The 13,954-nt window shown below is 35.7% G+C and carries 12 protein-coding genes and 1 tRNA gene; 7 read left to right on the plus strand and 6 right to left on the minus strand.

Annotated features, from left to right (window positions below):
* Positions 1 to 50 precede the first annotated feature (50 nt).
* Entirely contained in the window at positions 51 to 335 is a 285-nt protein-coding gene (locus B176_RS0104495) for a DUF485 domain-containing protein (RefSeq protein WP_017257588.1), read from the plus strand.
* Positions 332 to 2,245 (plus strand): solute symporter family protein, encoded by a 1,914-nt coding sequence (locus B176_RS0104500; protein WP_017257589.1) that lies wholly within the window; start codon positions 332 to 334, stop codon positions 2,243 to 2,245. The genes B176_RS0104495 and B176_RS0104500 overlap by 4 nt, the downstream gene beginning before the upstream one ends.
* A gap of 119 nt (positions 2,246 to 2,364) precedes the next feature.
* Here B176_RS0104500 and B176_RS0104510 read toward each other — a convergent pair whose 3' ends face one another.
* Positions 2,365 to 3,660: a M28 family metallopeptidase gene (locus B176_RS0104510; RefSeq protein WP_026063150.1), complete on the minus strand. Its 1,296-nt coding sequence runs from the start codon at positions 3,658 to 3,660 to the stop codon at positions 2,365 to 2,367.
* A gap of 410 nt (positions 3,661 to 4,070) precedes the next feature.
* Between B176_RS0104510 and B176_RS0104515 the strand changes: the two genes are divergently transcribed.
* A complete protein-coding gene (locus B176_RS0104515; RefSeq protein WP_017257592.1) occupies positions 4,071 to 5,201 on the plus strand; it encodes a hypothetical protein in 1,131 nt (376 codons plus the stop codon).
* A gap of 46 nt (positions 5,202 to 5,247) precedes the next feature.
* Here B176_RS0104515 and B176_RS0104520 read toward each other — a convergent pair whose 3' ends face one another.
* Complete coding sequence (locus B176_RS0104520; RefSeq protein WP_017257593.1) at positions 5,248 to 5,721, minus strand: hypothetical protein; 474 nt, start codon at positions 5,719 to 5,721, stop codon at positions 5,248 to 5,250.
* A 150-nt stretch (positions 5,722 to 5,871) separates the two neighbouring features.
* Between B176_RS0104520 and ychF the strand changes: the two genes are divergently transcribed.
* Entirely contained in the window at positions 5,872 to 6,972 is a 1,101-nt protein-coding gene (gene ychF, locus B176_RS0104525) for a redox-regulated ATPase YchF (protein WP_017257594.1), read from the plus strand.
* A gap of 53 nt (positions 6,973 to 7,025) precedes the next feature.
* Positions 7,026 to 7,097 (plus strand) — tRNA-Arg (locus B176_RS0104530).
* A 359-nt stretch (positions 7,098 to 7,456) separates the two neighbouring features.
* Here B176_RS0104530 and B176_RS0104535 read toward each other — a convergent pair.
* Both B176_RS0104535 and B176_RS0104550 read right to left on the minus strand, forming a co-directional pair.
* Positions 7,457 to 8,002 carry an REP-associated tyrosine transposase gene (locus B176_RS0104535; protein ID WP_017257595.1) on the minus strand — a complete coding sequence of 182 codons (546 nt, stop codon included), beginning with the start codon at positions 8,000 to 8,002 and terminating at the stop codon, positions 7,457 to 7,459.
* A gap of 868 nt (positions 8,003 to 8,870) precedes the next feature.
* A complete protein-coding gene (locus B176_RS0104550) occupies positions 8,871 to 10,622 on the minus strand; it encodes a DUF262 domain-containing protein (RefSeq protein ID WP_017257598.1) in 1,752 nt (583 codons plus the stop codon).
* Positions 10,623 to 11,079: 457 nt separating this feature from the next.
* Between B176_RS0104550 and B176_RS20885 the strand changes: the two genes are divergently transcribed.
* Both B176_RS20885 and B176_RS0104555 read left to right on the plus strand, forming a co-directional pair.
* Complete coding sequence (locus B176_RS20885) at positions 11,080 to 11,283, plus strand: hypothetical protein (protein WP_154647884.1); 204 nt, start codon at positions 11,080 to 11,082, stop codon at positions 11,281 to 11,283.
* A gap of 666 nt (positions 11,284 to 11,949) precedes the next feature.
* The gene (locus B176_RS0104555) at positions 11,950 to 12,570 is read left to right on the plus strand and encodes a hypothetical protein (protein ID WP_017257599.1); all 621 of its coding nucleotides are present in this window, start codon (positions 11,950 to 11,952) and stop codon (positions 12,568 to 12,570) included.
* A 250-nt stretch (positions 12,571 to 12,820) separates the two neighbouring features.
* Here B176_RS0104555 and B176_RS0104560 read toward each other — a convergent pair whose 3' ends face one another.
* The gene (locus B176_RS0104560) at positions 12,821 to 13,297 is read right to left on the minus strand and encodes an SRPBCC family protein (protein ID WP_017257600.1); all 477 of its coding nucleotides are present in this window, start codon (positions 13,295 to 13,297) and stop codon (positions 12,821 to 12,823) included.
* A 114-nt stretch (positions 13,298 to 13,411) separates the two neighbouring features.
* Entirely contained in the window at positions 13,412 to 13,885 is a 474-nt protein-coding gene (locus B176_RS0104565; RefSeq protein WP_017257601.1) for a ribonuclease H-like YkuK family protein, read from the minus strand.
* Positions 13,886 to 13,954 lie beyond the last annotated feature (69 nt).

A 13,954-nucleotide genomic window follows, 5' to 3' on the forward strand; every position in this document is an offset into this window, starting at 1 on the left:
TTAAATGGATAAAACCTTATATTGGTTGCCTAAACTAATATAAACCTTTTATGAATCACGGACCCGCGGCTGAGCTCGGCGTCGATAATGCTTCCGCTAAGAAAGCAAAATTGGGCGTTTGGTTTTTCCTAATCTACTCTTTTTTTTATGCCGGCTTTGTTGTTATTGGCGTTGTTAACTACGAATTATTAAGTCACGAAGTTGCTTTTGGATTAAATCTTGCCCTTTTCTACGGGATGGGATTAATTGTATTTGCAGTGCTTTTAGGCATATTATATAACTTTTTGTGCACCCGGTACGAAGACGAATTAAATAAGGAGGAACCTACAGCATGATCTACGAAGTTTCTTATCCCGCACTTTTTTTCTTTGTATTATTTGTCGGCTTTGTGCTCTGGCTTTCATTTTATTTTGCTCGTAAAACTAAATCAGCTTCCTCATATTACGCTGCCGGTGGCCAAATCCATTGGGCGGTAAACGGTGTGGCATTTGCCGGCGATTACCTTTCCGCTGCTTCTTTTTTAGGTATCTGCGGAATGATTGCAACCGTTGGTTTCGATGGTTTTTTATACTCTATAGGCTTTTTAGCTGGCTGGATTGTCGCACTATTTTTAATTGCCGAACCGCTAAAAAGATTAGGGAAGTATACATTTACAGATGCTTTAAATTCTACTTTTAAATCTCGGGCAATCACGCTTACAGCAGCAGTTAGTACATTAATTGTTTCTATGTTTTATCTAATCCCACAGATGGTGGGTGCAGGTGATTTAGTGACACCACTGCTTGGCTTGCCACATTGGGTGGGTGTTGTTTTAGTTGGTGTTGTCGTAATTGTAATTGTGGCTAGTGCCGGGATGACTTCTACCACGTATGTACAGTTTTTGAAAGGTGGTTTATTGATTATTCTTTCTACCGTTTTAACCGTTTACATTCTTAAAAATGGATTTACATTAACACCAGATCACGAAGGTCAGCCTTATCATAAATTTATGACCATTACGCCAGAAGTGGAAAACGGAAAGGTGTTGAAGGCAGATGATTGGAAAGTTTTAGGACAGCAAGTTGTAAAAGAAAAGACCTACGTCAATCTGGAAAAAGATAACATCTCGAGGTGGTTTTCACTAGCAGAAAAAGAAGGTAATTACACTTTAAAAGAAGCATTATCTATTGAAGAAACTGCCAATGGAAAGCTTTATAACGGAGAGCCCGCTGCCAATAGAAAGTTTTACCAAGTAGGTAATATGAATAAAATTGTGGTTGATGGTAAAGAAGTTGAAAAAACTGGTCCGGTTGGTCCAGCAGAGTTTTTATCAACCATCGAAAAAAGTGAGTTGACACGCTTTGCAAAAGTTGATGTAAAAGACGGAGACCGTAACATTACGCTTTACGTCCAGAACATAACACAAGGGAAAAGCTTTATGCTTCCAGGCTTAAAATATAAAATAGGCAAAGGTTCTAGTGTTTGGAGCAAAATGGATTTCATCTCTTTAATGCTTGCATTATTTTTAGGAACAGCTTCATTACCGCATATTTTAATTAGATATTATACGGTAAAATCACAGCGTGATGCTAGAAAATCGACAATTCTAGCGATTGGTGCAATTGGTGCTTTCTACGTACTTACCCTTTTTATGGGTTTGGGCGCAGCAGTAAATGGAGTAATGGATGTTGAATCCAGTAATATGGCGGCACCACTTTTAGCAAAAGCTTTTGGTGTGGTCTTATTCTCTATCATTTCTGCGGTTGCCTTCGCCACCATTTTAGGTACGGTTGCGGGTTTAATTATAGCGTCTTCAGGTGCAATTGCACATGATTTGATTGAAAACTATTTCAAAATTAATCTAGAAGAAGACAAAAAAGTAAAAGCAGGTAAAATTGCCGCTTTTGGGGTGGGTGCGCTCGCAATCTGTTTAGGTATCGCTTTTAAAGGAATGAATGTTTCTTTTCTAGTAGGTTGGGCATTTTCTGTTGCTGCTTCGGCTAATTTACCTGCAATTTTGTTTCTTTTATTTTGGAAAAAAACAACTGCAAATGGTATAGCATCTTCTATTGTGGTAGGTATTGTATCGTCATTGGCGATTATTTTAACGTCGCCTACCATGTGGGAGCGATATGGACTAGCTCCAGCAACAGCCCTGCATCAATTAGATAATCCTGCTATCATTTCGTTTCCATTGGCGGTACTAACAGTTTGGTTGGTGTCTTTGTTGGGGAAAAAGAAAGCAGTTAAAAGTGTTTTGGCTTAACCTAAACATATAAAAAGATTAAATGCTTCCTATCAAAGTTGTTTTGATAGGAAGCATTTTTTTTTGGTTCATTCGAGCTCTTTATTGCTCGGATGGTTTTTTCCAGGCGGTTTTGGTTTTTAAAACGTTTGTATAAATTTCACCATGAGCTTGAAATAATTTTCAAATGCGGTGAGCGGTAAGTTTTCGGGTCTGTCGTAAATATCATGATAGGCTGGTGTACCGCCTAACGTGTAGATGAAAAACGCAGGTACACCTACTTCATAAAAAGGGCAATGGTCACTTTTGCATGCTTCTCCTCTTATGTCTACTTTCGGTACAAGTTTATAAATATCATTTAGTTTTACCAGCTGGTCAAATTGCGGACGAAATATCTTCCCGTTTACAACCTTAATCCCGTCTTCTCCGGTGCCTGCTAAATCAAAATTCAGCATGAATTTAATTTTAGATAAATCAATTAGCGGTTGTTTTACAAAAGCTTTCGATCCTAAAAGCCCAATTTCTTCTCCAGAGAATGCAATGAATACCGTATTGTACTTTGGTGCATTTTTAGCATAATAACGTACCAAATTAAGCATGAAAGTGGTTCCGCTGGCATTGTCGTTAGCGCCAGGAAAGTAAACCTTTTTACCAAGCAATCCAAGATGATCAAAGTGAGCGCTGATTAGGATCGTAGAGTCTGATGCAGAAGTTCCTTTCACCATCCCTACAACATTTCGGGTGCGGTAATTGGGAATTAATTTAGCTTCAATATTTACGGTAAGTGTACGAACAGTAGCCGGATCAAGGCCTTTTTTATTAACGTGTAGGACTGGTCTTGGGTTTTGATAAGTTAGTGAGGTCCAAGTCAGCTTATCTTCACTAAATAAAATAAGCCCTTTAAAGTCAAAGCTGGCGTTCGTTTTAAGTTTAATGATGTTGTCTGAGACCACTTGTTTTAAATCGGCACTTTCCCCGCTAGGGATTCTATTATCTAATAAAATAAAGGCTCCTTTAGCTCGGTTAACCAATGTCATTAGTTTTTCTGGCGTATTGATGGCTATCCGAGTGACAGGAATTACAGGATAGGTTCCTTTTACAGACGGACTTGTAGCATCTACCAAGTAGTCTACAGCGGTTTGGAGTAATTGACCATCTAATTTTACTTCTACTTTCCCTGGGAATGTATTTGCTGATAGTTCAAAATCTTGGAAATAGGAGTTTCTGTTTAAGGGTATAAGTCCTGATTTTTTAAATTCAGACGCAATAAATGCCGAAGCAATTTTATCACCATTAGCTTCATAACCTCTACCTTTAAATGCAGGGCTAGCTAGCTTTTTGATTACTTTTTTGGAATACTCCATATCTTGGGCCTTAACCGTAATACTCATTACAATTAAGACGAAACAGAGGAGAGAAGTTGTGATTTTTTTCATTTTTAGTGGGTGTTTGTTTTTTGGAAAAGCCGATATTTTAAAGCTATATTTTTTGGTGTTCCGGTATATAAAAATAGTTCAAATAACTACGCTCGTTGTTTTACTTTAAATAAAAGAGCTACTCGTTATTGACCAACTCTTCAAAAGTTAGTTTGTCAGAATATTTAATTTTAAACCGGGTTATAATTCAATTATATGCTACGTTTGCGCACACGAATGTACATTTATTTTTTTAATTCGATTATCTTGATTGATTTCGAGCGTTTTAGATTCTGTTAACCATATTTCATTTAAGCTTCTGAGTTGCTAAATACTTGACTTCCCGTCTCAGCATTTTTTAAAATAAATATGGTTTTATAGATTTCTTATATTTAAATTTAGCTTGGCTAAATTAATCGAAGGTTAAATCAATGGTTGCAACAATTTCGTTAAGGAAACTATTATTAATCTCGTTTATTTTTGTTCAAATGGTTATCTCCTGTAAAAAGGATGAACGTGGAGCTGTTAAACCACCTAAGCAAGATGATACCGCGGTGCTAGAATCCTATCTAACCTACGTTCCAAGTACCAAGAAAATTTCGCTAATGGCTACTGCAGAAGGACGTGTGTTGCCAGACGGAAGTGCCAATATCAGGCAGTTGACAGATGTGGGCTGGACCCATCCTTCGGTAATGTATTTCGAGAACGGCTGGAATAATTATAAATATTGGATGGCGATCACCCCTTACCCCTCCACAATCAACGAATTTGAAAACCCAACAATCTTCTGTTCTAACAACGGTAAGGATTGGAAAGAACCTTTAGGTATTTTAAATCCGATTGAGAAAGCACCAGTAAACCCCGGTTATAATTCAGACGTTAATCTGTTTTTTGAAAATGGTGTGATGTATTGCTTTTGGCGAGGCACTTATATTCAAGATCCGATCTTAAATAAAATGGTAGACGGAAGGAGTTTACTTTACCGCACCTCCACTGATGGTGTACACTGGTCGCAAAAGAAACTGATCAATAGCTGGAATCTTCAAGGTGTGGATTTAATTGCCCCAAGTGTTTTAAAAGAAGCCGATAAATACTATTGCTATGGTGTTTCTACTGGAGAAACAATGCCAGGGACGTATTACACAAATTATGCTATCCGAAAAATGATTCATCATGATATCCATGATTTTAAAGTGGATAAAACGAAAGGTTATGAGCTGGTGAATGTTGAAAACCGACCTTGGGGGCAAGATCAGGAACCTTGGCACCTAGAGGTGAAGAGGTTTAAAAATCTGTGGTTTATGTTAATTTCAACCACTTCAAATAATAGCTATGGTAGTGGCGGACGTTTATTTTTAGGGTACAGTAAGGACGGTACAAACTTTAAATTTGGAAATCGGCCTTTGGTAAATGTTACTTACGCTTATAAATCCTCTTTTGAACTGTATGAAGGGAAAGAAAATAAATTTCTAAACATCAAATTATGGAGGGCATCCAGCCTTGGCTGGGTTATTTTCTACGATGAGTTTTCTATAGAAGGCTATTTTGGCGAAAAAGTATAGGTTTTCAACTTGTTTTTATCAGCATTCTTAATCTAACTAGCTTAGTTTAAGCGCCACCACCAGCTATAAGACTAAATAAAAACGCAAAAAAGTAAAAACCGATCGCAACCAAAGCAAGCATCCCAATAAATTTGAACAAGGCCCGTAACCTATCAAAACTGTAATCAATAGATTCCTGATCGTTGTGCTCAATAGCTTGCTTCATATAAACTGAAAAATCATAGATGTATTTAGACGGAAAGTAATACAACACGCCCATAATTGCGTAAGCAACTGCCATGGTGTTATTCGCCATAGGTACTGATTGTCCGGCTGCGGCTAGTTGTTTTGCAATTTCATCGCCCATAAATGCCATTGCAAATGCAACAATCAGCAAAATACCACAAACAGAAAAGCCAACTATTCCTACAAATCTTGCCCACTTCGCGATTTCAGCAAATAGGTTTTTAGTTTTAGGCGTAAAATTTAAAGGCTTATCATTTTCCGTCTCAAACGATGGTTTAACTTCTTCTTCTTGCATAGCTACTAAATTTAACAGATGTTGATGTTTTAACGCTGTTTATAAAACTCTTGCGAAACTAAAAAAATATACGCTTATTCTATTATCTTTGCGCCCAAATTGCGTGATTTTACGTGGTTTATGCAAATAAGAATATTCAAATAAAAAGATATGGCTTTACAGTGCGGAATAGTTGGGCTACCTAACGTCGGAAAATCAACCTTGTTTAATTGTTTGTCTAATGCAAAAGCACAAGCGGCAAATTTTCCTTTTTGTACCATCGAACCTAATATTGGGGTAATTACAGTTCCAGATGATCGATTGACTAAATTAACCGAATTAGTTAAACCTCAGCGTATTGTGCCAAATACTATTGAAATTGTTGATATTGCGGGTTTGGTAAAAGGCGCTTCAAAAGGAGAGGGCTTAGGAAACCAGTTTTTAGGAAATATTAGAGCCACAAACGCAATTATACATGTTTTAAGATGCTTTGAGGATGATAACGTAATCCATGTTGATGGTTCTGTTGATCCAATTAGAGATAAAGAAATTATCGATACGGAATTGCAATTGAAAGATTTGGATACGGTTAGTAAGCGAATCCAAAAAGTGGAAAAAATGGCAAAAACAGGTAATGATAAAGATGCTAAACGCACTTTTGAGATTTTGTCTGTCGTTAAAAACCATTTAGAAAGCGGAAAATCTGCTCGTACAGCTCCAATAACTGTTGATGATTTCGAGTTTATTGAAGATTTAAGTCTGCTTACCGTAAAGCCGGTTTTATATGTTTGTAACGTAGACGAGGCATCTGTAAATACAGGAAACAAGTATGTTGATCTGGTAAAAGAGGCAGTTAAAGATGAAGACGCTGAGGTGTTGATTATTTCTGCTAAAATCGAGTCTGAAATTGCCGAACTAGAAGATTACGAAGAGCGTACGATGTTTTTAGATGATTTAGGCTTAAAAGAATCTGGTGTTGCAAAGTTGATCAGAGCGGCTTACCGTCTTTTAGATTTATATACTTATTTTACAGCAGGAGTACAGGAGGTTAGAGCCTGGACAATTACCAAAGGCTTCACCGCACCACAGGCAGCAGGTGTAATTCACTCCGATTTTGAAAAAGGATTTATTAGAGCAGAGGTAATTAAATATAACGACTTTGTAACTTTAGGTTCGGAAAACGCATGTAAAGATGCTGGTAAACTAGGTGTAGAAGGTAAAACTTATGTAGTTGAAGATGGTGATATTATGCATTTTAGATTTAACGTATAATTTTTAATGCAGAGCTTGCGAAATTTTTGCAATTTCGCCATCAGATAAATATTGCATCCGTAGTTTAATGGATAGAATGTAAGATTCCGGTTCTTACGGTACAGGTTCGATTCCTGTCGGGTGCACAAGCCTCTTCGTTAATCGGAGAGGTTTTTTTATTAAGCTAGTTTTTTAAAAGCCTCCGCTAGTGCGAGCTTGTAGCTCGTTCTTTTTTACTTCTTAGACCAAGTCTATCTCTAAAACTCCCTTTCCTCCGCTAGTGCGAGCTTGTAGCTCGTTCTTTTTTATTTCTTAGACCAAGTCTATCTCAAAATCTCCGCTAGTGCGAGCTTGTAGCTCGTTCTCTTTTACTTCTTAGACCAAGTCTATCTCTAAAAGTCCTCCGCTAGTGCGAGCTTGTAGCTCGTTTACTTTTACTTCTTAGACCAAGTCTATCTTCTAAAACTCCGCTAGTGCGAGCTTGTAGCTCGTTCTTTTTTATTTCTTAGATCAAGTCTATCTCTAAAACACCCTTTCCTCCACTGTAATCAATTGCACTACTGTATTTCCAATGATGTGCCTCGGTAACGAAACCGGATATTACTGGGTTCTGATGAATATAATCTACTTTCTGGTCGATCACTTCTGCACTCCATAACTCTATGGGATGGTTGTCTTGTTGCCAGAATTGTCGTCTCTTTACATTGCTGTTTTTTAAACCTGCCCGTTCCATTAGCCATAACATCCATTCCTTTCTGCTTTCCTGCGTATTGTTTTCAATTTCATGCTGTAAAGCCTTTGAAGTAAATGTTTTTAGACTCTTCATTAATTCTCCAGGATTATTATCTTTTGCCCTAAATATTAAATGCACATGGCTTGGCATTATACACCAGCAGTACAGCTCCAGGCCTTTCTCTTTTCTGCAATAGTCCAAGCTTTCAATTATTTTAATAAAATATAAATCCCTTACAAAAACATCCATCCAGTAAACTGTGGCGAAGCTCACAAAGTACAACCCTTCTTTATTATGAAATTTATATTTTCTGCTCATTTATTGTTGTTGAAGGAACGAGCTACAAGCTCGCACCAGCTTGGGGAGTTCCATCAATTTCATCAATTTTCGTCTTCATTTGTTTCAATTTCTGATTTCGGTTAAAATTACCGCCAACTTACATATGTGCAACACTCCGCTAGTGCGAGCTTGTAGCTCGTTCTCTTTATTTCTTAGACCAAGTTTATCTCTAGAACTCTCTTTCTCCGTTAGTACGAGCTTGTAGCTTTCAATTATTTTGATAAAATATAAATCCCTTACAAAAACATCCATCCAGTAAAAGTGGCGAAGCTCACAAAGTACAACCCTTTTTTGTTATGAAATTTACATTTTCTGCTCATTTATTGTTGTTGAAAGAACGAGCTACAAGCTCGCACCAGCTTGGGAGTTCCATCAATTTTCGTCTTTTTTTGTTTCAATTTCTGATTTCGGTTAAAATTACCGCCAACTTACATATGTGCAACACTCCGCTAGTGCGAGCTTGTAGCTCGTTCTTTTTTATTTCTTAGACCAAGTCTATCTCTAGAACTCTCTTTCTCCGTTAGTGCGAGCTTGTAGCTTTCAATTATTTTAATAAAATATAAATCCCTTACAAAAACATCCATCCAGTAAACTGTGGCGAAGCTCACAAAGTACAATCCTTCTTTATTATGAAATTTATATTTTCTGCTCATTTATTGTTGTTGAAGGAACGAGCTACAAGCTCGCACCAGCTTGGGGAATTGGGATACAAACTGGTCTAAATACTATTTAGATTTTATCGACTGTATAACAAGAGCCGTATGAATTGAGAGGTTCACGTACGGGTCTGTGAGAGGTTTAGGGGTGAAATCCCCCTTTGCCTACTCGACTAGATGCAGTTTGTTTTTTAGATTGTCTTTCCAATAATTTTTGTGTAATATATTTTGCTTAATTCTTCAGCTCTTAAAATTATAGACTCTTTATCCCAATCATCGTTAGAATTAGTAAATTCTTTAATCCATTTATAAGAAGATTTTAAATATATTTCTTTTTTGTCCTTAAACGATTTATCTCCAGCTTGATTATTTAATTTTTCTTCCAACAATATTAGATTACCGATATTTAAAGACTCGCTATCAACTTTTTCAGATCTTATATGTTCAATTGTTCCATTGTCAGAAAAGACATCAACATTCTCATAATAAGAGTTTATCTTATTTATAATATACTTTGATTTTATATTATTTGGATGGTCTTTCTTTGAAAATGTAAGTTCAATAAATTTCTTTGAGAATTCTGAGTAATTGGGAAATAAGTTATCTAAAGGTGCTATTAAATTTTCATCAATAATGTCATTTGCATTAGTCTTGTTTTTTGCTGAATTTAAGCCTATTGCAAATTTTGAATATGTGTTCTCAAACCTGTTTGCTCTTCCAGAAAAAATTGAGCTGTATGCGAAATGAAAATTTTCCAAAAATGTAATTGTATTTTTGAATTTTGCAGTAGAGATTAAATCTTTATCTTTTGCTTTATATAAAGAAAGAATAGCGATTCTGACTTGAACTATATTGAAATAATTCATTAAAACATTTAAACTTTGAACTAGCCAAAAATATTCTTTTCTATTTCCGTAATCTTCACGGTTAGGGTTTAATATTTTTATATATGTAGTTGAATCGCTTTCTATTTCCCTCAGGAAATTTTTATATCTTTCTTTTGTTTTTGGTTTAATCTCTTTTTGAAAATCATCGTATAGTTTTGATCCAGAAGTTTTTTTATAATTACTGATCCAAAAATGTCTATAAAATGTAGCTAATCCTATTGTTTCCTTTCCAGAAATTAAATTTTGTTTAATAACATTCCATTTTATTTCTGCAAAGTCAGCAGATCCTTTATCATCAACTATTTCAAATATTTTATTTTTAATTAGATCAACATGGGATAGTTTTTTTCCTTTTGCGTTTAAAATTTCAAATATCATATTAGCATTCTCTTTATCGAATGTTGATATTGAAATAAAAATCGTATTTAAAATTTGATCACGTATAGCTTTTAAAATGTCAATATAAGATAGATCGTCTACATCTTTACTACCTAATTTTTTTTTAAGATGAATTCTTAACTTTTTCTCTTCAAGATTTTCAAACAAATATTGGAAGGATTCTTTGATACATTCTTCTTCTTCTGTTGTTGTAGGTTGAGTGTCGATTTTATCACGATCTTGAATGTAAAATGAAAAATATGGATAATGAGTTTTGCTTTCTAAAACTCGAACTTCATTTCCATCGTCATCTTCATTCATAATATATTTAAATATCTGAGTACTTAATTTTTCTTCTCCAAGTATTTTAAATCTATCAGATAATGCAGAAAATATTATGGTTATCGTTGTAATTCTTTGTTGTCCATCAACAACTAATATTGATTTTGACTCATCAGTATTTTCAGAATAATCACCAATAAATAACATAGTGCCTAAAAAATAACTTGAAGTTTCTAATTTTCCTTCTTTTATATCTAAACAACTAATCATGTCATCAAGGAACTCTTGATAATTTTTTTTATCCCAAGAATACTCTCTTTGAAATCTTGGAATAGAAAATTGTTTGCCTGAATTTAGAAGTTCTCTAATTGTTTTATCTATTGGTTTAATATTCATAATTAAATATTTGTTATTTTATTGGTCTGGTCACTTTTTCAAATTGCATCTAACTTACATATATGTGCAACACACCCCCCCCACATATACAACTCACATCAGCTAAACACACTCAACTCCTCATCACACAAATACATTATTAAATCTACGAAAATAAAATACACAATAAAACATAATTATTCTCATAACTTCATTCATGTGCAACAATATTGTTTATAAGGAAAGCTATAGGCTAAATAGAGAAAGTGTATGAAAGCATCTATCTTCTACAGAAATCAATAACGATTTAAAAGCCGTCTGTGGCAAAAAAGAGGCTTCTATTTTAAAGAGCGGATTAGAAATATAAACCAATAAAAATTTTTATTAAAAAAAACGAAACTTTTTTAAAATCGCATACGTTAAAATTTACAGCTTAATATAATTAATTATTACCTACTGATTAAAACAGATTTCATTTATGCAAGAACCTTTTAATAGAAGGCTGGTATTCACTGTTAAAGATTTGCAGGATATAACAGGTTTTGGCTTAGTAAAGTGTCGTGAGATCATGAAAGATATGCGAACAACCTATAAGCTACCCAAACATCAGTTCTTGCTGGTGTACCACGCCAGTAAATACCTTAGGGTGCCTACAAAAGAACTATTGTTGCGGATGCGCTAAAAACAATGGAGTATTTTAGGTGTTGCTAAAGCTGGCAATTTGGTTTTACAGCTCATGTTTTGCAAAGCAAAGGGCTTTTTCTTCTTTCTTAAAAGCCAAAATAAGCTATACGTATACCCCCTGTGATGGATTAGAGCTTGTGTTTTTATCCATTGCTGCTTATCATCAAAGGTTGCAAGAACGATTGCGTTCAAAACAAAACTTCATATGTTCGGTACATGGCCTCTTTTTTTACACACAAAGCTGTATGTTTTCAATCCGAGCTTGATGTATTTAAAACAAAGCTCTGTGTATTTAAGATAAACCTCTGAGTTTTTAATACAGCGTTTCGTGTTTCCAGAGGAAACCTTCCTGTTATTAATACCTGGCCTTATGTTTTTAAAATAAATGCCGATGTATTCTTTAAGGAGGTAATGTCTCCTCCGTCTAATTGGTTTCTTGAATACCAATGTTGGAATAAGGCGTTTTTGCGTTTGAAATTTTGCCAATTGCTGGCTTAAACAAGTGAAACGAGCTGAAAGCAATGCGGGAAATAGCTATAATTTAAAACAAAAAAGAACATATTGTATCCTATTGTGTTTTTTCCGATGGTGGCTATTGTATTGTTTTTTAATGTCTTACTAAATTTAATATGCAGGAACTAATTCCTGCCCTAAATCATTTTTTATGAAGACACCATCTTTAGTTACAGATTACTCTAGATTATCAGATGCTAACTTAGAGTTTAAAGGACAATCAATTATCCTATCACTTACCGGCAACCCTACATTTCCGGTAACAACGCCTACACTTGCCGACTTTACCGCCTTGAAAGTTGCATTTTCTACTTCGCTAGCCAATGCGTTGGATGGTGGGCGCACAAACATTGCAATAAAAAATACAGACCGTTTGGCTTTAATTAACAGCATGCGTTTTTTGGCCGCTAACATTGAGTCTTTGGCGCAGGGTGATAAAGCCAAATTGCTAAGCAGTGGTTTTGACTTGTCTGCTACCGGTGAAACCGTTCCACCACTCTCGGCACCTGTGGAGTTTAAACTTGTGGACGGGATTAATCCTGGCGAAATCAGTTCGGTAGTTAAACCAGTAGCACAAGCAGTGGCTTACAGTCACGAGTACACCTTCACGGCGCCAGACGAAGCTACTGTATGGTCTGTTAAATCTGGCACTAGCCGAAAAATTTTGCTGTCGGGTTTACCTAGCGGACAAAGAATATTTGTACGAGTGGCCGCTATTGGCCGGAAAGGGCAGGAGGCTTATACCAATACCCTTTCTAGGGTGGTACAGTAGTGGTAAATACAATCCGTTTGCTAAAAAGCTTAAAATTTTTTGGCAAACGGTTTTTGTTGATCTATTAACGTTTTATGGGGTACAGATTTTAAAGCGAAACCAATTGCGTCGGGCTTTATCCCGATGATCAGTTAGATTTAAAAATGCTTTACCCAAAACAAATGATTCCATTATAACAAGGGGAAAGCCCGTTTCGAGTGATATTAACCCCCAACAACCCAACCAACTAACCACCCAACCAACTAACCACCTAACCACCAACATAACGCCCAAAAAGCTCCTCCACCGCCTTCTCTCTATAATTAAAAATCTCTTGAGTTTGCTTAGCTACAATAATAGCGTTTGCAATTTGCCCGATAAATCCAAACGGAATACCATAAGTTAATCGGTCTTTCATCAATACGCCACCATCAATTTCTTCAAAATGATGCTCGTGGTGCCAGAATTTGAACGGACCAAAACGTTGCTCATCAATAAAGTATTTGTTTTCCTTAACCGTGGTAATCTCCGTCATCCAATCCATTTTAATGCCTAGCAAAGGCGAAACTTTATAGGTGATGATCATACCTTCGTACATCTTGGTTTTCTCCGTATAATCGGAAGTGACCACAAAACTCATACTAGGCGGCGTAATTTTAGATAGGTTTAGCGGAGAAGAGAAAAAATCCCAAGCTTCTTGCAAGGTAATAGGCAGTTTCTGTTCAAAAAATTGATGATAAGTTTTCATATCAGCTTAAACAGTTGATTTAAGAAAAGGTTTGTACAAACGCTCTATTTATAATTCAAACTATGCTACTGGGTTTGAAGGTGTATTTCGCCTGTTTTTGCGATATAGGCCACGTTACTGCACCATTTTATTAGCACAATATGAACTTGCAAAAGCTTCTGGTTTAGCTTTAAACACAAATCCCATCCCTAAAATATAACCCATCGCTTCATGCAGTGCTACGTTCGACTTAAAACTCGGACTCGTATTAATATCTGCATGTACTTCTAAATCTACATGGTATAAATCCAATAACGGGCAAATAGCATAAGCGCATTCAATAGATTTTTGTACTTCAGAAAGCATACGTTCCTTAATTGTCATCTTTTGCGAAGTTCTTTCTTGGTTGATGTACATAAATCCGCCACGGTGCTCTCTTAAAAATACAATTACGGTTGCAAAATCAGTTACGGAGCCTTTTACCTGCGAGTCGGTACCAATACAAACCTTTAGTCGGTTACCTTGCAGGTACTCCCGCTCAATCGTACTTTCAACTTCTTTTAAAATAGGGTTATGGAGGATTTCCCCGCTAAATTTTTTCCAAGACATAATGGTAGATTTATCTGACCCATTGTTGAGACTTATAAAAATAACTGATTTTTATTTTAAAATTTGTTA

It is taken from the genome of Pedobacter arcticus A12, from assembly GCF_000302595.1.
GTDB classification, from domain to species: domain Bacteria; phylum Bacteroidota; class Bacteroidia; order Sphingobacteriales; family Sphingobacteriaceae; genus Pseudopedobacter; species Pseudopedobacter arcticus.

Coding starts and splice junctions, on each gene's coding strand:
- B176_RS0104500 (WP_017257589.1), top strand. CDS start 332: ATGATCTACGAAGTTTCTTATCCCGCACTTTTTTTCTTTGTATTATTT.
- B176_RS20885 (WP_154647884.1), top strand. CDS start 11,080: ATGCAAGAACCTTTTAATAGAAGGCTGGTATTCACTGTTAAAGATTTG.
- B176_RS0104565 (WP_017257601.1), bottom strand. CDS start 13,885: ATGTCTTGGAAAAAATTTAGCGGGGAAATCCTCCATAACCCTATTTTA.
- B176_RS0104535 (WP_017257595.1), bottom strand. CDS start 8,002: ATGAGCAGAAAATATAAATTTCATAATAAAGAAGGGTTGTACTTTGTG.
- B176_RS0104560 (WP_017257600.1), bottom strand. CDS start 13,297: ATGAAAACTTATCATCAATTTTTTGAACAGAAACTGCCTATTACCTTG.
- B176_RS0104495 (WP_017257588.1), top strand. CDS start 51: ATGAATCACGGACCCGCGGCTGAGCTCGGCGTCGATAATGCTTCCGCT.
- B176_RS0104520 (WP_017257593.1), bottom strand. CDS start 5,721: ATGCAAGAAGAAGAAGTTAAACCATCGTTTGAGACGGAAAATGATAAG.
- B176_RS0104555 (WP_017257599.1), top strand. CDS start 11,950: ATGAAGACACCATCTTTAGTTACAGATTACTCTAGATTATCAGATGCT.
- B176_RS0104510 (WP_026063150.1), bottom strand. CDS start 3,660: ATGAAAAAAATCACAACTTCTCTCCTCTGTTTCGTCTTAATTGTAATG.
- ychF (WP_017257594.1), top strand. CDS start 5,872: ATGGCTTTACAGTGCGGAATAGTTGGGCTACCTAACGTCGGAAAATCA.
- B176_RS0104515 (WP_017257592.1), top strand. CDS start 4,071: ATGGTTGCAACAATTTCGTTAAGGAAACTATTATTAATCTCGTTTATT.
- B176_RS0104550 (WP_017257598.1), bottom strand. CDS start 10,622: ATGAATATTAAACCAATAGATAAAACAATTAGAGAACTTCTAAATTCA.